The following is an 18,371-nucleotide window of genomic DNA, read 5'->3' on the forward strand; positions in this document are numbered from 1 at the left end:
CCGCTTCGATGGCCACGCGCTTCAATCCGCGCGCCGCAGATGCCCGCTGGCAGGCGGTCTGGGCGGAGCGCGAGAGCTTCCGCGCCGACGACAACAGCCCCAAGCCACGCGCTTATGTGCTGGAGATGTTCCCCTACCCGTCGGGGCGCATCCACATGGGGCACGTCCGCAACTACACGATGGGCGACGTGGTCGCGCGTCACAAGCGGATGACGGGGCACGAGGTGCTGCACCCGATGGGGTGGGACGCCTTCGGCATGCCGGCCGAGAATGCGGCGATGGAGAAGGGCGTCCATCCCGGCGGGTGGACGCGCGACAACATCGCGGCGATGCGGACGCAGCTGAAGGCGCTGGGCCTCGCCATCGACTGGAGCCGCGAACTCGCCACCTGCGAGCCCACCTATTATGGGCAGGAGCAGCGGCTATTCCTCGACCTCTACGCCGCCGGGCTGGTATACCGGCGCGAGAGCGCGGTGAACTGGGATCCGGTCGACATGACCGTGCTGGCCAACGAGCAGGTGATCGACGGGCGCGGCTGGCGATCGGGCGCCGTGGTCGAGAAGCGCAAGCTCAACCAGTGGTTCCTGAAGATTACCGACTTCGCCGAGGAGCTGCTTGAGGGGCTGGGCGCGCTGGATCACTGGCCGGACAAGGTCAAGCTGATGCAGGAGAACTGGATCGGCAAAAGCCGGGGCCTTCGCTTCCGCTTCGACTTCGTTGGGTCCAGCGACGGGTTCGAGGTGTTCACCACCCGCCCGGACACGATCTTCGGTGCAAGCTTCGCGGCCTTGTCGCCCGACCACCCCATCGCCGAGCGGCTGGCGCAGGACAGCCCGGAGCTGGCCGCGTTCATTGCGGAGTGCCGCGCAACCGGGACGGCGGCGGCAGAGGTGGAGACGCAGGAGAAGCGCGGCTTTCCCACCGGACTATCGGTCGTCCATCCGCTCGACCATGACCGTCACCTGCCGGTCTGGATCGCGAACTTCGTTCTGATGGATTACGGCACGGGCGCGATCTTCGGCGTGCCGGCACACGACCAGCGGGATTTCGAGTTCGCGTGGAAATACGAATTGCCGATCGCCCGGGTCGTGGCGCCCGCCGGCGACGAGGACGCGCCGGTGACCGGTGAGGCCTACACAGGGCCGGGCGTCATCGTGAACTCGCACTTCCTGAACGGCATGTCGGTCGAGGACGCGAAGGCGGCCGTGATCGCCCGCGCCGAACATGATGGCTGGGGCGAGGGCACGACGGTGTGGCGCCTGCGCGACTGGGGCGTGTCTCGCCAGCGTTACTGGGGCACGCCGATCCCGATCATCCACTGCGATGCATGCGGCCCGGTTCCCGTTCCGCGCGACCAGCTGCCCGTCGTCCTTCCGGAAGACGTCAGCTTCGACGTGCCGGGCAATCCGCTCGACCGCCATCCGAGCTGGAAGCATGTCGACTGCCCGACCTGTGGAACCCCGGCGCGCCGCGAAACGGACACGCTGGACACATTTGTCGATTCCTCCTGGTATTTCCTGCGTTTCGCGAGCCAGCCCGACGACCGACCCTTCGATCCGGCCGTTGTCGCGCGCTGGTTGCCGGTCGGTCAGTATATCGGCGGGGTCGAGCATGCCATTTTGCACCTGCTCTACGCCCGGTTCTGGACCCGGGCGCTGAAGCATATCGGGCTGATCGATGTGGCGGAGCCGTTCGCGGGCCTCTTCACCCAAGGCATGGTGACGCACGAAACCTACAAGGCGCCCGATGGCCGCTGGCTTGCGCCCGAGGAGATCGACAACGGCATCGTCACGGCCACCGGTGAGGCGGTGACCGTCGGACGCGTCGAGAAGATGTCGAAGTCGAAGCGGAACACGGTCGATCCCGCGCCGATCCTCGACGGCTATGGGGCGGATGCCGTCCGCTGGTTCATGCTGTCCGACAGCCCGCCGGAGCGCGATCTGCCCTGGTCGGAAGCGGGCATCGAGGGCGCATGGCGGTTCGTCCAGCGCATCTGGCGACTGGTTGATGGTCTGGAACGGGCGGACGGCCAGGATGCGGCGGTCGACCGCAAGGTGGCCCGTACCGTCGTCGGCGTGGGCGAGGATATCGACAGCCTGTCGTTCAACAAGGCAGTGGCCAAGCTCTACGAGCTGGTCGGCGTTCTTGAAAAGGCAGGCCCGTCGCGCTCGAAGACGGAGGCGATCTCCGTCCTCATCCGGCTGGTCGCGCCGATGGTGCCGCACCTGGCAGAGGAAGCATGGGCATCGCTCGGCGAGGATGGGCTGGTCAGTGACGCCTCCTGGCCGGCTGTCGACCCGGCCCTGCTGGTCGACGACACGGTGACGGTCGCGCTGCAGGTCAACGGAAAGCTTCGTGATACGATCGAGGTGCCCAAGGGACTGGCCAAGGACTCGCTCGAGACGATGGCACTCGGCTCGGAGAAGGTTCGGCGGATGCTGGATGGCGCTGCGCCGCGCAAGGTGATTGTCGTTCCGGATCGACTGGTGAACATCGTCGCATGAGGCTGCTTACGGCCTTGGCGCTGATCCTCGGCTTGGGTGCCTGCGGGCTGCGGCCGCTCTATTCCGGCGGTACGAGCGGGGTGGCCGCACGATCGCTCGCCAACATCGAGGTCGCGCCAATCCCGGGTCAGGCCGGCTGGTTGGTGCGGAACGCTATCAACGATCGGCTCGCCCCGACGCGTGGTGCGGACGGTGCTGCGGGGGCAGCGCAATACCGGCTGGTCGTCGAACTGGACGACCAGATCACCGGCTTCGGCGTGCGCGCCGACGATGCCATCACCCGTGAACGACGCACGCTGCGGGCGCGATATCAGCTGGTCGACGCGGCGCGGGGGACCGTGCTGCTCGACGCGACGGCAGGATCGGACGCCGGCATCGACGTCGTCAGTTCGGAATATGCGACGATCGCTGCGGAAAACAGCGCGCTGGAACGCCTGGCGGACGTCGTCGCCAACCAGATCGTCAGCCGGATCGCCACCGCAGACGGCGCGACCCAGGATCCAGCCGCAGCCGGTTCATGAAAGCCGACACCCGGAGCATCGGCAGAGCACTCGACGCGCCCTCTCCCGAGGTTCGGCTCTACCTGCTGCACGGACCGGACGAAGGCGGATCGCGGTCGTTATCGGACCGGTTTGCAAAGGCGATGGGCGCCGATGCGGAGCGGGTCGATCTGGACGGGCCATCCGTCGCGAAGGACCCGGCGCGCTTGGTCGACGAGGCAGCTTCAAGCTCGCTCTTCGGGGAGCGACGCTTCATCCGTCTGAGAGTGAATGGCGACGAGGCGATCGTCGCGGTCCAGGCATTGCTGGCGGCGGAGCAGGCCGGGCACCCCGTCGTCGTGATCGCACCGCAGCTGAAATCCTCGTCAGCGCTGCTTAAGGCGGTGCTTGCCGCGCCCAACGCACTGGCGTTCGGCAGCTATGCTCTCGAAGGTGCCGACGCGGGGCGTGTGGTGGTGGATATGGGGCGCGACGTCGGCGTCCGGCTCACGTCGGAGCTTGCGATCCGGATCGCGGAGGATTGCGCCGGCGATCGTGCGCGCATCGCGTCCGAGCTCGAGAAGCTGATGCTCTACGCAGATGCAGCCCCAGATCGCCCCCGCGAGGTCGACAACACGGCGGTCGAACAGCTTGGCAGCGGCGTCGTCGAGGATGCGCCGAGCCAGCTGGTGAACGATGCCTTCAGCGGTGATCCGTCGGCGCTGGCGTCCGGCCTGTCTTCGTTGCAGCAGGCCGAGCGGACGCCGCTGTTGCGGGCCGCGCAACGCCGCGCGGTGATGCTGATGGAGATGCGGGCGCGCATCGAGGGCGGAGAGAGCCCGGACCTTGTCCTGGGGGCTGCCACCCGGACGATGTTCTGGAAAGACAAGGGACCGGTCAGCGCGCAAGCACGGTTGTGGACCGCCGCCGGGCTGGAGGAGGTCGTCGCTGCGCTGATCGATGCCGAGCTCGACCTGCGCGGCGGTGGCAGTGGTGATGAAGCACTCGACGCCACCCTGCTCAACACCGGACGACGGGCGGCGCGGCGCCGCTAGATCGATTCTCCGGTCAGGCGCTGACAGATCATGTCGAGCTGATCGAGAGACTGGTAGCTGATCGACACGCTGCCGCCGTCTCGGCCGTGGCGAACCTGGACGGCAAGCCCCAGCAGGTCCCCCAATTGCCGTTCGAGCGCGGCGATATCCGCGTCCGGGACGGCACGGTGCGTGGCGGGACGCGAAACCGATTTCTGACGTCGCGCGAGCGCCTCTGTGTCGCGAACCGAGAGGCCGCGATCGACGACCTGCCGCGCGAGGCTTTCCGGATCCTCGGCAGTGATCAGCGCACGAGCATGGCCCATCGTCAGTCGACCTTCGGCGAGGTCACCGCGCACGCTTTCCGGAAGATCCAACAGGCGGAGAAGGTTCGCGATGTGACTGCGCGATTTGTGCACGATCCGAGCAAGCGCTTCCTGGCTGTGCCCGAAGCGCTGAATGAGCTTCTTGTAGGCCTCGGCCTCCTCGATCGCCGTCAGGTCGGCACGCTGAATGTTCTCGACCAGTGCGATCTCGAGCGTCTCGGCCTCGTCAAAATCATGCACGATGACCGGCACTTCGTGCAGCTGCGCCCGCTGAGCGGCTCGCCAGCGGCGCTCACCGGCCACGATCTGATAGCCGCCACCGAAGGCGCGCACGACGATCGGCTGGATCACGCCACGCGCCTGGATCGACTTGGCGAGCTCGTCGAGGGCATCTTCGTCGAAGTGACGTCTTGGCTGCTCGGGATGCGGCGCGAGTGACGCCACATCGATCATCCGAACGCCGCGTCCATCGCCGTCGCGGTCGATGGGCTGCTCGATGCTCGCATCGCCAAGCAGGGCCGAGAGCCCCCGACCGAGACCGCTCGGACGCCGACGCGCCGCTTCGCTCATGCCGCGACATTCACAGGATCGGGAAGCCGCGCGATCAGCTCCCGCGCCAAGGCGATGTAGGCCTCCGACCCGACGCATCGCTGATCATAGATCAATGCGGGCAATCCGTGGCTGGGCGCTTCGGACAAGCGCACATTGCGCGGGATGACCGTCTTGAAGACAGCGGATCCGAGGCAGGCCCGCACATCATCCGCAACCTGATCGGTCAAGCGGTTCCGACGATCATACATGGTCAGAACCACGCCGAGGATCGCAAGGTCGGGGTTGAACGCCTTCCGAATGCGCTCAACCGTTTGAAGAAGCTGGCTAAGGCCCTCCAAGGCGAAGAACTCGCACTGCAGCGGCACCAGCAAGGCGTCCGCTGCGACCATGGCGTTGACGGTCAGCAAGCCCAAAGATGGGGGACAATCGATGAGGCAGATCGTCCAGCGATCCCTCCCCTGCTCCAGCGCGCGGCGGAGGCGCATGGCTCGATCAGCGAGCGGCACGAGCTCAATCTCAGCGCCCGACAGGTCGACATCGGCGGGCACGACGTCGAGACCTGGCACCCGGCTCGAGACAACGCTGTCTGCCAGGCCGGCACCCGCGAGAAGAAGGTCGTAGCTCGAGGACCTGCGTTGATCGCGGCCGATGCCAAGCCCGGTTGAGGCGTTACCCTGAGGGTCGAGGTCGATCAAAAGCACATTCTCCCCCGCCGCAGCCAAAGCGGTCGCGAGGTTGATGGCTGAGGTCGTCTTCCCGACACCACCCTTCTGATTGGCAATACCGATCGTGATCATGGTCCCTCCCCGGGCTGCTCCGCCACGATAATGCCTGCGTCGGCATCCGTCACGCTCTGTTCCACGTGGAACGGGAGCGGGAGGCTTTCCCACGTGTATGCGGAGCGGCCTGCAGGAAGGACCCAGCGTGTTGTTTTGGTCGCAAGATGCTGCGTGTCGTTGATGAACGTGCTTGGCGGAGAAACTGCTCGTCCAACAATATTAGCGAACACTCCTTTAGCCTGCGCAGCCTTCACGGGAAAAATCGAACAATTCAGCTCCAGGTGCTGAACGCAGCGCCTTAGGAAATCGACGCGGCGCGGCCGGGGCTCCACCAGGGTCATTGGATGATCGAGGCATGCAAGGACAATCCCCGGCAAGCCCGCGCCGCTTCCGATGTCGACAACAGAACCGGGCCGTAGAAGGCATGCAAGCTGCGCGCTGTCGACGATATGCCTTGACCAAGCGCTGGAGAGTGTCGCCGCCGAAACAAGGTTCTGCCGGGCTGCTTCTTCCGTCAGCAGTGCGACATACCGGCTCAGGCGGTCCATCTCTCCACCACTGAACCGAGCCTCACACCAGCCGACCGCTTCCTCTTCAGTCATGCGGCCTTCCGGCGAAGGACGGAAAGGAGGACAGCAACCGCCGTCGGCGTGACGCCGGGAACGCGGCTGGCCGCACCGAGGGAGGTCGGCCGCGTGGCGGATAGGCGTTCGACCATTTCCGTCGAAAGGCCTGGCACTGCGTCGTAGTGCAGGTCAGACGGGATCTGGAGGAGATCGGCCGCGCGCATCGCAGCGACTTCCTGCTGCTGTCGCTGCACATAGGGCGCGTAGCGAATATCTTCGATCACGCTGGCGAGCACCGCCGGGTCGGTCGCCGCGAGCATTGTGTCCAGCATATGAAGATGCCTGTCAGACACCTGGGGGTTCCGGATCCACTCGGCAAGCGTTTGAGCCCCCTCGCCCTCGATCGCCACACCGAACGCGCGAAGCTCCGCGGCACTGACGCGTCGCTGCGTGCGAGATAATGCACTCAGCCGCTGACCCTGCTGTTGCTCAAAGACGCGACACCGATGATCGCCGATGCAGCCCAGCCGCTCGCCGATGGGGGTAAGCCGCTGCGCCGCATTGTCCGACCGCAACGCGAGGCGATATTCTGCGCGGGCTGTCAGCATGCGGTACGGCTCTGACACTCCGGACAGCGTCAGATCGTCGACCATGACACCGAGGTAGCCGTCCGCGCGATCGAAGATCGCAGGCTCCAGGTCCGTCGCGTACGCGGCAGCATTGAGGCCGGCGATGAGCCCCTGAGCTCCTGCTTCTTCATAGCCGGTCGTGCCATTGATCTGTCCGGCGAGGAACAGCCCGCCGACATCCTTGAGGCTCAGCCTTGCATCCAGAGCTCGCGGATCGACGAAGTCGTACTCGACCGCGTAGCCCGGGACGATGATCCTCGCATGTTCGAGACCCGGGATGGTCGCAACGAAGGCCTGCTGATCGGCAAGCGGAAGGGAGGTGGAAATGCCGTTCGGGTAAACGGCTTCCGTTGTCAGCCCTTCCGGTTCCAGGAAGATCTGATGGCTATTGCGATCCGCAAAGCGATCAACCTTGTCCTCGATCGAAGGACAATAGCGGGGTCCCCGTCCCTCTATGTCGCCGCTCCGCAATGGAGAACGATCAAGCGCCCCCCGGATGATGTCATGGGTCGCCTCGCTGGTGCGCGTGATCGCACAGGAGAGCTGCGGCTGAACGCGACGCTCCGTAAGCGCCGACATGGTCCATGACTGCTGGTCGCTAGGCTGTAGCTCCAAGCCCGACCAATCGATGGTTCGGCCATCGAGCCGCGGCGGCGTTCCGGTCTTCAGCCGTCCGATTGGAAGGCCGAGCGCACGGAGCTGATCGCCGAGCCGATTAGAGGCTTTCTCCTCGACCCGGCCACCGGCTCGCTTGTCACGACCGGTGAATAACTTGCCGTTGAGGAAGGTGCCAGAGGCCAGCACGACAGATCCGGTCGAAATTACCGATCCGTCGGCAAGCCTCACGCCAGTCACCTGGCCGCAATCAAGGCGCAGGCTTTCCACCTCTGCCTCGATCAGCTGCAAGCCATGCTGTGATGCCAGCAACCTGTTCACGGCTGCCTTGTAGAGCTGCCGGTCGGCCTGGATCCGTGGCCCCCGGACAGCGGCGCCCTTGCTGGCGTTCAGCATGCGGTGGTGGATCGCCGCATGATCCGCAGCCCGCGCCATCAGGCCATCGAGCGCGTCGATCTCGCGGACGAGATGCCCCTTCCCCAGCCCGCCAAAAGCCGGGTTGCAAGACATGGCACCGACCATGTCCAGACGGAGCGTGACGAGGGCAACGCGGCAGCCTCGACGCGCTGCCGCAGCTGCGGCCTCGCAGCCGGAATGACCGCCGCCGATCACTACAACGTCAAAATTCCGATGTTCCACGTGGAACTATTTCCCGATGCAGAAGCGTGAGAAGAGCTGATCCAGCATTTCCTCGGCATAGCTTGCGCCCCGCAGCCGGTCGAGCGCGAGGAGTGCTTGTCGCAAGGCTTCGGAAAGGAGAAGTGGATCCGTCTCCACTATGCCGAGCCGGAGTGCATCGCGAGCTCCGACGACCTCGGCTCGCTGGCGATCATTCAATGCAACGACGTCCTCGGCAGGCACGACGAGCCTGGCCGCCGCGCCGATCCTTTTCGCGAGCGTCGAGAGCCCAAGGCCGGTCGCTGCCGACACCATGACGTCGCACTCCGGCGGCTGAAGGCCGCGCCCAGGTAGATCTGCCCTGCTGTGAACCCAGATTGCTTTCGTTGGAGGCGGCTCGTCGCCAAGCCACAGCACGATATCGGCAAGCGCGATGGCCCGCTCCGCACGTTCGATGCCGATCCTTTCAACTTCGTCGGCATCCTGCGTGCGAAGCCCAGCACTATCCGTGATACGCACGGGGAGCCCATCGATCACAGCGGGCACCTGCACCAAGTCGCGCGTCGTACCGGCATGCGGCGACGTAATCGCCGCCTCCCTGCCGACGAGGGCATTGAGCAATGTCGACTTGCCCGAATTAGGTGGGCCGGCAATGACCACCTCGACGCCAGCTTGGAGCCGTTCACTGGATGGCTGCGCAATCAGCCGGCTCATCTCCGCATCCAGCGCAGCGATGCGGCTGGCGAGCGCCACTTCTTCCACATCTCCCTCGTCGGAAAAATCGAGGAGCGCTTCGACGGCAGCAGCGCACGCGAGGATATGGCGCCGCCACTCTGCTATCTTCGCGGCCAAACCACCTTCGGCGATCCTGATGGCATGGCGTCGCTGCGTCTCTGTCTGGGCGGCGAGCAGATCGCCAAGTCCTTCGACCGCCGTTAGGTCGAGCCGCCCATTCTCGAACGCGCGACGGGTGAACTCGCCCGCTTCAGCGAGCCGACATCCTTCGAACTCACCGAGAGTGTCGAGCATTGCCGCGACTACCGCGCGGCTTCCATGAAGGTGAAATTCAGCCACGTCCTCGCCGGTGGCCGATCGAGACGCGAGAAAGAGGATCAACAAGCCCTTGTCGAGGATATCGGAGGAGCCAGGCTTCCTGAACCTGCGATATGCAGGTGACCAAGGGGACGGCAGTGGCCCTGCCAGCGCTTCAGCGACCTGCCAGGACCTGCTTCCCGAAACCCTGATGATCGCGATTGCAGCGGGCGGTGTTCCCGTGGCCAGCGCGAAGATCGTGTCAGCCGTCGTCGTCAAACCCGCTTGGCGCCCTGATCGAACAGCTGCGTCCATAGCTTCATTCCAGCCTCGCCCATCGGCGCCCAATTGCGGACCATCGATTCGAACATCTCTGCGGAGACGCCGTTCTTCATCGTTTCCGTCAGATTGGCGACATAAGCATCGTGGACGGGCGTGAGGTCAGGCAGACCCATGAACCGCCGTGCTTCCTCCGGCGTGCAATCAACCTCGACGTTGATCTTCATGGAGCGTCCCCAAGCGCGTCTTCACCTGCCGCGTTGCTAGCATCGTCACCCCGCTTGAGCCATAGCGGCGTCGTCCTGCCTTGCCCATCATTGGAGACTCAAACATGTCGACCATCAGCATCGCCGCCTTGGATGACGCAGGATCGTTCACCTGCCATGTCGCCGAACCCGAAGGCTCAACCCGCGGCGCGATCATCGTCCTGCAGGAGGTCTTCGGCGTCAACGAAGGCATCCGTCGCAAGTGCGAGCGCTTTGCCGCCAACGGCTACACCGCCTTCGCACCGGACCTGTTCTGGCGGATCGAGCCGGGGATCGAGCTTGACCCCGACGTCGAGTCTGAACTGAAGCGCGGGCTGGAGCTTGCCGGCCTGTTCGACCAGGATGCCGCCGTCAGAGACATCGAAGCGACGATCCATGCGGCCCGCGCGCATGTCGCCGGCGGCAAGGTCGGCGTGGTCGGGTACTGCATGGGCGGGCGCCTCGCCTACTTCGCGGCAACGCGCACCGACGCCGATGCCAGCGTCGGCTATTATGCCGTTGGTATAGACGGCGTGCTGAACGAAGCGCGCGCCATCGCCAATCCGCTCATGCTCCACATCCCGACCGCCGATCACTTCGTCGGGCCGGATGCACAGGCGGCAATGCATGACGGTCTCGACGATCATCCGAAAGTCGTGCTGCACGACTACCCGGGCCTTGATCATGGGTTCGCGACCGAGATCGGCAACCGCCGAAACGAAGAAGGCGCGGCCCTGGCGGACAGCCGGACCGACGCCTTCTTCGCCGAGCATGTCGGCTAGGACTTAGAAGAGCGAGCCGATCCCCAGCGTTTCGGGCGTTCCCACCCAGCCCTCGTAGATCATCTTGCCGGCCACCAGCACGATGATCGCGAGGCCGATATAGGCGATCCAGCGGTAACGCTCGATCAGCCTTGCGATATAGTTGGCCGCCAGACCCATCAGGGCCACGGACAGCAAGAGGCCGACGACGAGAATGCCCGGATGCTCGCGGGCGGCACCGGCCACCGCGAGCACATTGTCGAGGCTCATCGAAACGTCGGCCACCGCGACCGCCCAGGCTGCGCTCGCAAAGCTGCGCGCAGGTGCAAGGCCGGAATGTTCATCCCCGTTGACCTCGTCCGAGCCGGGATTGTGGCCACCCGCGCGGATTTCGCGCCAGAACTTCCAGCTCACCCACAGCAGCAGCAGTCCGCCGGCGAAGATCAGGCCGACGATCCCCATCAGCCAGGTAACCAGCAGCGCGAAGATGATGCGCAACACCAACGCGGCACCGATGCCGATCAGGATGACCTTCTTGCGCTGATCCGCCGGCAGGCCCGCCGCCAGCGCGCCAACGACGATCGCGTTGTCGCCGGCGAGCACGAGATCGATCATCAGCACGGAGCCGAAGGCGGCCAATGCCGCGGGGTCGCCGAGATTGGAGAAGTCGGCGACGATGTTTTGCCAAAGTTCGAGCATCACCGGCGGTTAGCGCGCGGCAACGAGGCTGTCGATATCAGGTGTTATGGCGAGCCGCCGCGTGCAGAGCCGGCAGCGCCCACCGGGCCTGTTCCCAGCTATGAGCCCCCACGAGGGCGGCGGGCGTTGCCGCCCGCCCCACTCGGCTACTGGTTCATGCTGTCGAAGAAATCGTCGTTGGTCTTCGAGTTCTTCATCTTGTCGAGCAGGAATTCCATCGAGTCGATGGTGCCCATCTGCATGAGGATGCGGCGGAGCACCCACATCTTTGACAGCTTGTCCTTCTCGACCAGCAGCTCCTCCTTGCGGGTGCCGGACTTGCCAACGTCCAGCGCCGGGAAGATGCGCTTGTCGGCGACCTTGCGGTCCAGCACGATCTCGGAGTTGCCGGTGCCCTTAAACTCTTCGAAGATCACCTCGTCCATGCGGCTGCCGGTGTCGATCAGCGCGGTGGCGATGATCGAGAGTGAACCGCCTTCCTCGATGTTGCGCGCGGCACCGAAGAAGCGCTTCGGCCGCTGGAGCGCGTTGGCGTCGACGCCGCCGGTCAGCACCTTGCCCGACGACGGTACAACCGTGTTGTAGGCACGGCCGAGGCGCGTGATGCTGTCGAGCAGGATCACCACGTCCTTCTTGTGCTCGACCAGGCGTTTCGCCTTTTCGATTACCATCTCGGCCACCTGGACGTGCCGGGTCGCGGGCTCGTCGAAGGTCGACGAGACCACCTCGCCCTTTACGCTGCGCTGCATATCGGTGACTTCTTCCGGCCGCTCGTCGATGAGCAGCACGATGAGGAAGACTTCCGGGTGATTGTCCGTGATCGCCTTGGCAATGTTCTGGAGCATCACCGTCTTGCCGACGCGCGGGGGCGCGACGATCAGCGTGCGCTGCCCCTTGCCCTGCGGAGAGACGATGTCGATGACCCGGGCCGACTTGTCCTTGACCGTGGGATCGGCGGGATCGAGCGTCAGCTTGCGCTCCGGATAGAGCGGCGTGAGATTGTCGAAATTGACGCGGTGACGCACGGCGTCGGGGTCGTCGAAGTTGACGGAAACAAGCTTGGTCAGCGCGAAATAACGCTCGCCATCCTTGGGCGCGCGGATCTCTCCTTCAACCGTGTCGCCGGTGCGCAGGCCGAACTTCCGCACCTGATTGGGGCTGACGTAGATGTCGTCCGGACCCGCCAGATAATTGGCCTCCGGCGAGCGCAGGAAGCCGAAGCCGTCCTGCAGCACCTCGATGGTGCCGAGGCCCATGATCTGATCGCCATTATCGGCCTGGACCTTCAGGATGGCGAACAGCAGATCCTGCTTGCGGAGCGTGGAAGCGCCTTCAACGCCCAACTCCTCGGCCATGCTGACCAGATCGGCAGGGGCCTTCTTCTTCAAATCCTTGAGATGCATTGATAATCCTGAGGGGTAGAAGGTGTCGTTCGAAGAAAGACGCCGCTGGCAGGATGTGCGCGCAAGATGACAGCCCGAACGGGTGCGCGCGATCACCTGCGGCCTATGCGGCGTCCTGAATCAAGTCAAGCGGTGCCAAGAAGGCTTGGCGCTAATTACCCTGGCCCGCGCGCCGCTTCAGGGCACGACCGAGAGCCTGGAGGGCCGATCCGCGGTCCTGAACCAAGGCGGCGCAGCGCTGACGATCCGCGTCGATGGCGGCCAGAGCGTCGGGCCGGCTGAACAGATCCACGAACGCCGCCTCATAATCGAAGTTGGCGGTGCGCGCATCGATGCGCCCGACAAAATAGGTGGCGGCAGAGGAAAGGCCCGCACGCTGTTCTGCGGTCAGGCTGTCGCTCGCCGAGAGGGCGAACGACGCGAGGCATCGCAGATCCGCCTGGTTGGCCGCGGACGGCGTCGATTGCATCAGAAGAAGCGCCAAGAGCATCAGAGTGGCTTCACGATCACAAGGATGACGATCAGGATCACGGCGACGCCAGGCACTTCGTTCAGCAGGCGAAGCGCCTTTGTGGTCGGCGGGCGATGCCCGGCCGCAAGCTTGCGACCATAACCGACCGCCCAGCCGTGATAGCCGCTCAGCAGGATCACCAGCAGGAGCTTGGCATGAAACCATCCCATGCTGAACGCGCCGATCTGAACGGCAAGCGCCAAGCCAAGGATCCAGACACCGATCATCGACGGATTGAGGATGATCCGGCGCAACCGCCCTTCCCGCTCGATCCATTTCGCCGCCTGCGGCGAGCCCACCGGCTCCTCCGCATGATAGATGTGGAAGCGGGGAAGCAGGAACAGCCCTGCGATCCAGAAGATCACGAGGATGAGGTGCGCGGCCTTTAGCCAGAGATATGCCTGGCCCATCAGCCTTCACCCCTCACGCGGGCGATCAGGTGCTCGACATGCGCGATCGGCGTATGCTGATCGATGCCGTGCCCGAGATTGAAGATATGGGGGCGGCCGGCGAAGGCATCAAGGATCCGGTCAATGCCGGCATCAAGCGCGGCACCGCCGGCAATCAGCGCCAGGGGATCGAGGTTGCCCTGCACCGGGAGCTCCGGTGGGAGGACGCGGTCCGCCCAGTGCGGATCCACCGTCTCGTCGAGCCCGACGGCATCGACCCTGGTCCCGGCGACATAGGCCGGCAACTTGCCACCGGCGCCTTTTGGAAAGCCGATGATCGGAACGGTCGGATGACGCGCCCGCAGCGCCGAAACGATCGCTTCGTTGGGGGCGATCACCCAGCGTTCAAATTGCGCGGGGCTGAGGCTGCCGGCCCAGCTGTCGAACAGCTGCACAGCGTGGACGCCCGCATCGATCTGCGCTGCCAGATAATCGACCGTCATGCCGATGATGGCGTCGATGATCGCACCGAACCGCGCGGTGTCGGAATAAGCGAGGCCGCGCGTTCGGGCCTGGTCCCGGCTGCCCTGGCCGGCCACCATGTAGGTCGCGACCGTCCAGGGCGACCCTGCGAAGCCCAGGAAGGTCACTGCGGGCGACAAGGCAGCGGCGACCCGGCGAACAGTGCCGTAGACCGGCTCCAGCCGCTCCGGATGGGCGATGAAGTCCTCGAGCCTTGCCTCGATCAGCGGCGGGGCGAGCCGCGGCCCCTCGCCGGCAACGAAACTCAGGTCCTGCCCCAAGGCCCAGGGCACCATCAGGATGTCGGAAAACAGGATGGATCCGTCGAACCCGAACCGTCGGATCGGTTGGAGCGTGATCTCGGCGGCGGCGTCGCTGTCGGTGGCAAGCGCGAGAAAGCCGCCTTTGTCCGCCCGGAGCGCGCGATATTCGGGTAGGTATCGCCCCGCCTGACGCATGAGCCAGATCGGCGGAACGGCCTGCCGGCGTCCTCGAAGCGTGGCGAGAAGCGGCGGATCCGACGAGCGAACCGGGGCGGGGGAGTCCATCTCCATATCTTCAAAGAGACTCTTGAAAGGATGATGAGGCTGTTGGCCGGGGGCAAAGCGGGGCTTAGGCGTTCGTCCCGGACTTGCCAACGCTTTGACAATCGCGCGGTGACGCAAAGCCGCCGATTCCCGGACATCCTCCCCGCACTTCACAGACTGTGGATAACTTCATCCTGCTGTGGATGAAGCCGTGCAGCGATGCGACTTGTCCCCTGCGGCTTGGCGTCCGCGAGTTGATCCGCTAGCCCGGACGCCGCTTATCCACAGGCTTGTGAGCAATGGCGCGCGCATGAAGACCCGGCTCCACCTGCATCTTCTCTCCGACAGCACGGGCGAGACCCTGGAGGTGCTGGCCAAGGCCGCGGTCGCGCAGTTCGACGGCGTTGAGACGGTGAAGCATTTCTGGCCGATGATCCGGTCGGAAGCGTTCCTTGAGCGTATTCTCGGAGAGATCGCGCAGAACCCCGGGCTGGTGCTGTTCACGCTCGTCAATCCCGACATCCGCCGGGTGCTGGAGACGAGCTGCCGTGCGCTTGGTCTGCCGGCGGTTCCAGCGCTCGATCCTGTGGTCGCCGCGCTGTCCACGCTGCTGGGACAACCGGCGAAGGCGCGACCCGGGCGCCAGCACATGCTTGATGCCGCTTATTTCGCGCGCGTCGACGCGATCCAGTTCACCATCGCGCATGATGACGGCATCGGGCAGGAGGACTGGGAGGAAGCCGACATCGTGCTGGCGGGGATCAGCCGCACGTCCAAGACGCCGACGTCCATCTACCTGGCCAATCGGGGCTACAAGACGGCGAACATCCCGCTGGTTGTCGAGAGCCCGCCGCCCGCCTGCCTGTTCGAGCTGAAGCAGCCGCTGGTGGTCGGCCTCACCGCCAGTCCGGACAGGCTGATCCAGGTGCGGCGCAACCGGCTCCTGTCGCTCAACCAGGCACCGGAGACCGATTATGTCGATGACGAAGCGGTGCGGCGGGAGGTGACGTTCGCGCGGCGCATCTTCGCCGACAAAGGATGGCCGATCATCGACGTGACCCGTCGCTCCATCGAGGAAACCGCTGCGGCGATCATCAACCTGGTGAACGAGCGCAACGCTGCGGGAGCCGAGGGGCGGTCGTGACGCTGTTGCTTGCCTCGCGGAGCGCAGGTCGGGCCGCCCTGCTGCAGGCCGCAGCTGTGCCCTTCGACGCGATGGCCGCACCGGTCGACGAGGATGCCGCCAAGGCGTCACTGCGGGCCGAGCGGCTCGCGCCGCGCGATCTGGCCGATGCGCTTGCCGATTTGAAGGCGCAGGCGGTGGCGCGTCGGCATCCCGATCGGTTGGTGCTCGGCGCCGATCAGATCCTGGCACTCGACGACGGCACCACGCTCGACAAGCCAACGTCACGCGCCGAGGCGGCCGATCAGCTCCGGCTGCTGCGCGGGCGCACGCACCGGCTGTTGAGTGCGGCCGTCCTGATCGCCGAGGGCCGGGCAATCTGGCGGCACGTCGAAGAAGCAAGGCTGTCCGTTCGCGCGTTCAGCGACGCCTTTCTCGAAGATTATCTGGATGCCGAGTGGCCGGCAATTGCGGGCTGCGTCGGCGGCTACCGGGTCGAGGGCCGGGGCGTGACCCTGTTCGAGCGCATCGAGGGGACACAGGCGGCGATCGTCGGCTTGCCCCTCCTGCCGCTGCTTGCCCAGCTGCGCCGACTGGGAGTGATGCCGTCATGACAGCGTGGGCCGAGGTGATCGGAGATCCGGTTGCCCATTCGCTCTCCCCAGTCATTCATCGCTTCTGGCTCGACGCGCTGAAGCTGCCGGGGGCCTATCACGCGACCGCCGTCGGTGCAGGAGATTTGGCTTCGTTCCTCGACGAACGTCGCAAGGATCCTGACTGGCGGGGATGCAACGTCACGATGCCGCACAAGCAGGCGGTGCTGGCGCTTGCCGAAGATCGCGGCGGCCTTCGCGACAGCATCGGCGCGGCCAATACACTGTTCCGGGCAGACGACGGCGCGCTTGTCGCCACCAACACCGATGCAGCCGGTTTCTACGAACCGATCGCCGATGCCGACCTTGCCGGCCGCACCGTGACGGTGGCGGGCGCCGGAGGTGCCGCCCGAGCCGTTTTATTCGCGCTCCGGCAGATGGGAGTCGGCGAGGTCGTGCTGCTGAACCGGACGCCGCTGAAGGCCGCGGCGTTGCTTCATCATTTCGGCCTCAAGGGGCGCGTGCTCGGCCTGGACGCGGTTCCGCCGCCGTCGGCCCTGATCGTCAACGCCAGTGCGCTTGGCATGGCCGGGCAGCCCGACTGGCGGCCCGACCTGTCGCAGCAGGATGACGGCTGCATCGTCTATGACCTTGTCTACCATCCTCTCGAGACCGCGCTTCTGCAGACGGCCGCGGAGGCGGAGCTGGCGACGGTCGATGGGCTTGACATGCTGATCGGACAGGCGCGGGTCGCGTTCGAGCTGTTCTTCGGGCAGGCGCCTCCCGAAGAGGGTGACGAGGCCTTGCGGGCGCGGCTGGTGGCATGATCCGCATCGGGCTGACCGGCTCGATCGGCATGGGAAAGTCAACGGTCGCGCGGATGTTCGCGGATGAGGGGATCCCCGTTTTCGACGCCGACGCGGCGGTGCACCGGCTTCAAGGTTCAGGCGCGCCGCTGTTGTCGGCAATCGAGCGGGCGTTTCCTGGCACCACCGGGCCGGGCGGCGTGGATCGGGTCGCACTCGGTCTCGCAGTCTTCGGCGACCGGCGCGCACGACGACGGTTGGAGCGGATCGTTCACCCGGCCGTCGCTGCGGACCGCCGCGCCTTCCTCAGGCGCAATCGATCGCGACCTGCCGTTCTGCTCGACGTGCCCCTGCTGTTCGAGACGCGGGGCGACCGCGCCGTCGACCTGGTCGTGGTCGTGTCGGCACCGCGACCCGTTCAGCGCGCACGCGTGCTTGAACGTGACGGCATGACGTCGGCGCGGTTCCGCCGCATCTTGGCCGCCCAGCTTCCCGACCATGTGAAGCGCAGGCGCGCGGACCTCGTCATCGAGACGGGGCGCCCGATCGCCGAGTGCCGGCGAATTGTCCGCCGGCTGGTCGCTTGCCTCCGCGGACGACCGGAGCGATACGCAAGGTCATGCGTGAGATCGTCTTCGACACCGAAACGACGGGGCTGAACCCGAACGACGGGCACCGGCTTGTCGAAATCGGCTGCGTCGAGCTGTTCAACCGGGTGGAGACGGGCCGGACGTTCCACGCCTATTACTGCCCCGAGCGATCGATGCCGCCTGAGGCGCAGGCGGTGCACGGCCTGTCCGAAGCGTTTCTGTCGGACAAGCCATGCTTCGAAGAGGGGGTCGAGGAGCTGCTCGATTTCCTCGAGGACTCGCCCTTGGTCGCGCACAACGCGATGTTCGACTTCGGCTTCCTCAACTGGGAGCTGAGCGACTGCGGCCGGCTGAAGATCCCGATGTCGCGGATGGTCGATACGCTGGCCCTGTCGCGCAGCCGCCATCCGGGTGCCAAGCACAGCCTGGACGCGCTGTGCTCCCGCTTCGGGATCGACCGCAGCCACCGTGTGAAACATGGCGCTCTGCTCGACGCGCAGCTCCTCGCGCAGGTTTATGTCGAGCTGACCGGCGGACGTCAGATCGGCTTTTCGCTGGCAGAAGCGAGCGGCCGGGTACAGGTCGAGACGGGCGGGCTGGGCACGGAGACGCTGGTGCGTCGGCTCTACCCTCCGCGCCCGCATGCGGCGTCCGCCGACGAACTGGCGGCGCATGCGCACTTCCTGTCGCGGATCGCAAATCCGCTCTGGAACGAGACCGGAACCGCCGTTGCGGCGGTCGGTTGATCTGAATCCCTAGACGGCGCAGGGCGCCGAGAAGCAGTTGGAG

At 65.6% G+C, this 18,371-nt stretch carries 20 protein-coding genes; 9 read left to right on the forward strand and 11 right to left on the reverse strand.

The annotated features are described in order from the left end of the window. Positions 1-8 precede the first annotated feature (8 nt). From leuS to holA, 3 genes are read left to right on the forward strand one after another with little or no spacing between them, the layout of a single operon-like run. Positions 9-2,504 (forward strand): leucine--tRNA ligase, encoded by a 2,496-nt coding sequence (leuS, locus tag GGR88_RS12210; protein ID WP_167955390.1) that lies wholly within the window; start codon positions 9-11, stop codon positions 2,502-2,504. Next, complete coding sequence (gene lptE / locus GGR88_RS12215) at positions 2,501-3,025, forward strand: LPS assembly lipoprotein LptE (protein WP_167955392.1); 525 nt, start codon at positions 2,501-2,503, stop codon at positions 3,023-3,025. Before leuS ends, lptE begins: the two co-directional genes overlap by 4 nt. After that, the gene (gene holA / locus GGR88_RS12220) at positions 3,022-4,038 is read left to right on the forward strand and encodes a DNA polymerase III subunit delta (RefSeq protein WP_167955394.1); all 1,017 of its coding nucleotides are present in this window, start codon (positions 3,022-3,024) and stop codon (positions 4,036-4,038) included. The genes lptE and holA overlap by 4 nt, the downstream gene beginning before the upstream one ends. On the opposite strand, the gene GGR88_RS12225 is transcribed toward holA, so the two are convergent. The 6 genes from GGR88_RS12225 to GGR88_RS12250 are packed head-to-tail and all read right to left on the reverse strand — an operon-like array spanning position 4,035 to position 9,640. Beyond that, a complete protein-coding gene (locus tag GGR88_RS12225; RefSeq protein WP_167955396.1) occupies positions 4,035-4,913 on the reverse strand; it encodes a ParB/RepB/Spo0J family partition protein in 879 nt (292 codons plus the stop codon). The genes holA and GGR88_RS12225 overlap by 4 nt on opposite strands. Continuing rightward, positions 4,910-5,692 carry a ParA family protein gene (locus tag GGR88_RS12230; RefSeq protein ID WP_167955398.1) on the reverse strand — a complete coding sequence of 261 codons (783 nt, stop codon included), beginning with the start codon at positions 5,690-5,692 and terminating at the stop codon, positions 4,910-4,912. Before GGR88_RS12230 ends, GGR88_RS12225 begins: the two co-directional genes overlap by 4 nt. After that, positions 5,689-6,276, reverse strand: coding sequence for a 16S rRNA (guanine(527)-N(7))-methyltransferase RsmG (locus tag GGR88_RS12235; protein ID WP_167955400.1), 588 nt, complete (start codon positions 6,274-6,276; stop codon positions 5,689-5,691). The genes GGR88_RS12230 and GGR88_RS12235 overlap by 4 nt, the downstream gene beginning before the upstream one ends. Then, on the reverse strand, positions 6,273-8,123 hold the full coding sequence (gene mnmG / locus GGR88_RS12240) for a tRNA uridine-5-carboxymethylaminomethyl(34) synthesis enzyme MnmG (RefSeq protein ID WP_167955402.1): 1,851 nt from the start codon (positions 8,121-8,123) through the stop codon (positions 6,273-6,275). Before mnmG ends, GGR88_RS12235 begins: the two co-directional genes overlap by 4 nt. Before the next feature lie 6 nt (positions 8,124-8,129). Beyond that, positions 8,130-9,413 (reverse strand): tRNA uridine-5-carboxymethylaminomethyl(34) synthesis GTPase MnmE, encoded by a 1,284-nt coding sequence (mnmE, locus tag GGR88_RS12245; RefSeq protein WP_245196906.1) that lies wholly within the window; start codon positions 9,411-9,413, stop codon positions 8,130-8,132. Then, positions 9,410-9,640 (reverse strand): DUF6489 family protein, encoded by a 231-nt coding sequence (locus tag GGR88_RS12250; RefSeq protein ID WP_167955406.1) that lies wholly within the window; start codon positions 9,638-9,640, stop codon positions 9,410-9,412. Before GGR88_RS12250 ends, mnmE begins: the two co-directional genes overlap by 4 nt. 104 nt (positions 9,641-9,744) lie before the next feature. Between GGR88_RS12250 and GGR88_RS12255 the strand changes: the two genes are divergently transcribed. After that, entirely contained in the window at positions 9,745-10,440 is a 696-nt protein-coding gene (locus tag GGR88_RS12255) for a dienelactone hydrolase family protein (RefSeq protein WP_167955408.1), read from the forward strand. A 3-nt stretch (positions 10,441-10,443) separates the two neighbouring features. Here GGR88_RS12255 and GGR88_RS12260 read toward each other — a convergent pair whose 3' ends face one another. From GGR88_RS12260 to hemE, 5 genes are all read right to left on the reverse strand, one after another. Further along, positions 10,444-11,118, reverse strand: coding sequence for a TerC family protein (locus GGR88_RS12260; protein WP_167955410.1), 675 nt, complete (start codon positions 11,116-11,118; stop codon positions 10,444-10,446). 146 nt (positions 11,119-11,264) lie between these two features. Then, on the reverse strand, positions 11,265-12,521 hold the full coding sequence (rho, locus tag GGR88_RS12265) for a transcription termination factor Rho (RefSeq protein WP_167955412.1): 1,257 nt from the start codon (positions 12,519-12,521) through the stop codon (positions 11,265-11,267). 151 nt (positions 12,522-12,672) lie between these two features. Continuing rightward, positions 12,673-13,011, reverse strand: a complete 339-nt coding sequence (locus GGR88_RS12270; RefSeq protein ID WP_167955414.1) for a hypothetical protein — start codon at positions 13,009-13,011, stop codon at positions 12,673-12,675. Further along, positions 13,011-13,442: a CopD family protein gene (locus tag GGR88_RS12275; RefSeq protein WP_167955416.1), complete on the reverse strand. Its 432-nt coding sequence runs from the start codon at positions 13,440-13,442 to the stop codon at positions 13,011-13,013. Before GGR88_RS12275 ends, GGR88_RS12270 begins: the two co-directional genes overlap by 1 nt. After that, entirely contained in the window at positions 13,442-14,491 is a 1,050-nt protein-coding gene (gene hemE, locus GGR88_RS12280) for a uroporphyrinogen decarboxylase (RefSeq protein ID WP_425338486.1), read from the reverse strand. The genes GGR88_RS12275 and hemE overlap by 1 nt, the downstream gene beginning before the upstream one ends. 289 nt (positions 14,492-14,780) lie before the next feature. Between hemE and GGR88_RS12285 the strand changes: the two genes are divergently transcribed. From GGR88_RS12285 to dnaQ, 5 genes are read left to right on the forward strand one after another with little or no spacing between them, the layout of a single operon-like run. Then, complete coding sequence (locus GGR88_RS12285) at positions 14,781-15,614, forward strand: pyruvate, water dikinase regulatory protein (RefSeq protein WP_167955420.1); 834 nt, start codon at positions 14,781-14,783, stop codon at positions 15,612-15,614. Continuing rightward, positions 15,611-16,207, forward strand: a complete 597-nt coding sequence (locus tag GGR88_RS12290; protein WP_342449797.1) for a Maf family protein — start codon at positions 15,611-15,613, stop codon at positions 16,205-16,207. Before GGR88_RS12285 ends, GGR88_RS12290 begins: the two co-directional genes overlap by 4 nt. Further along, entirely contained in the window at positions 16,204-17,013 is an 810-nt protein-coding gene (locus GGR88_RS12295; RefSeq protein WP_167955424.1) for a shikimate dehydrogenase family protein, read from the forward strand. The genes GGR88_RS12290 and GGR88_RS12295 overlap by 4 nt, the downstream gene beginning before the upstream one ends. Continuing rightward, a complete protein-coding gene (coaE, locus tag GGR88_RS12300; protein ID WP_167955426.1) occupies positions 17,010-17,651 on the forward strand; it encodes a dephospho-CoA kinase in 642 nt (213 codons plus the stop codon). The genes GGR88_RS12295 and coaE overlap by 4 nt, the downstream gene beginning before the upstream one ends. Then, positions 17,612-18,328: a DNA polymerase III subunit epsilon gene (gene dnaQ, locus GGR88_RS12305; protein ID WP_167955428.1), complete on the forward strand. Its 717-nt coding sequence runs from the start codon at positions 17,612-17,614 to the stop codon at positions 18,326-18,328. Before coaE ends, dnaQ begins: the two co-directional genes overlap by 40 nt. Positions 18,329-18,371 lie beyond the last annotated feature (43 nt).

The organism is Sphingomonas jejuensis (assembly GCF_011927695.1).
GTDB classification, from domain to species: Bacteria; Pseudomonadota; Alphaproteobacteria; order Sphingomonadales; family Sphingomonadaceae; genus Sphingomonas_K; species Sphingomonas_K jejuensis.

Coding starts and splice junctions, on each gene's coding strand:
- leuS (WP_167955390.1), top strand. CDS start 9: ATGGCCACGCGCTTCAATCCGCGCGCCGCAGATGCCCGCTGGCAGGCG.
- lptE (WP_167955392.1), top strand. CDS start 2,501: ATGAGGCTGCTTACGGCCTTGGCGCTGATCCTCGGCTTGGGTGCCTGC.
- holA (WP_167955394.1), top strand. CDS start 3,022: ATGAAAGCCGACACCCGGAGCATCGGCAGAGCACTCGACGCGCCCTCT.
- GGR88_RS12225 (WP_167955396.1), bottom strand. CDS start 4,913: ATGAGCGAAGCGGCGCGTCGGCGTCCGAGCGGTCTCGGTCGGGGGCTC.
- GGR88_RS12230 (WP_167955398.1), bottom strand. CDS start 5,692: ATGATCACGATCGGTATTGCCAATCAGAAGGGTGGTGTCGGGAAGACG.
- GGR88_RS12235 (WP_167955400.1), bottom strand. CDS start 6,276: ATGACTGAAGAGGAAGCGGTCGGCTGGTGTGAGGCTCGGTTCAGTGGT.
- GGR88_RS12250 (WP_167955406.1), bottom strand. CDS start 9,640: ATGAAGATCAACGTCGAGGTTGATTGCACGCCGGAGGAAGCACGGCGG.
- GGR88_RS12255 (WP_167955408.1), top strand. CDS start 9,745: ATGTCGACCATCAGCATCGCCGCCTTGGATGACGCAGGATCGTTCACC.
- GGR88_RS12260 (WP_167955410.1), bottom strand. CDS start 11,118: ATGCTCGAACTTTGGCAAAACATCGTCGCCGACTTCTCCAATCTCGGC.
- rho (WP_167955412.1), bottom strand. CDS start 12,521: ATGCATCTCAAGGATTTGAAGAAGAAGGCCCCTGCCGATCTGGTCAGC.
- GGR88_RS12270 (WP_167955414.1), bottom strand. CDS start 13,011: ATGCTCTTGGCGCTTCTTCTGATGCAATCGACGCCGTCCGCGGCCAAC.
- GGR88_RS12275 (WP_167955416.1), bottom strand. CDS start 13,442: ATGGGCCAGGCATATCTCTGGCTAAAGGCCGCGCACCTCATCCTCGTG.
- hemE (WP_425338486.1), bottom strand. CDS start 14,491: ATGGACTCCCCCGCCCCGGTTCGCTCGTCGGATCCGCCGCTTCTCGCC.
- GGR88_RS12285 (WP_167955420.1), top strand. CDS start 14,781: ATGAAGACCCGGCTCCACCTGCATCTTCTCTCCGACAGCACGGGCGAG.
- GGR88_RS12295 (WP_167955424.1), top strand. CDS start 16,204: ATGACAGCGTGGGCCGAGGTGATCGGAGATCCGGTTGCCCATTCGCTC.
- coaE (WP_167955426.1), top strand. CDS start 17,010: ATGATCCGCATCGGGCTGACCGGCTCGATCGGCATGGGAAAGTCAACG.
- dnaQ (WP_167955428.1), top strand. CDS start 17,612: ATGCGTGAGATCGTCTTCGACACCGAAACGACGGGGCTGAACCCGAAC.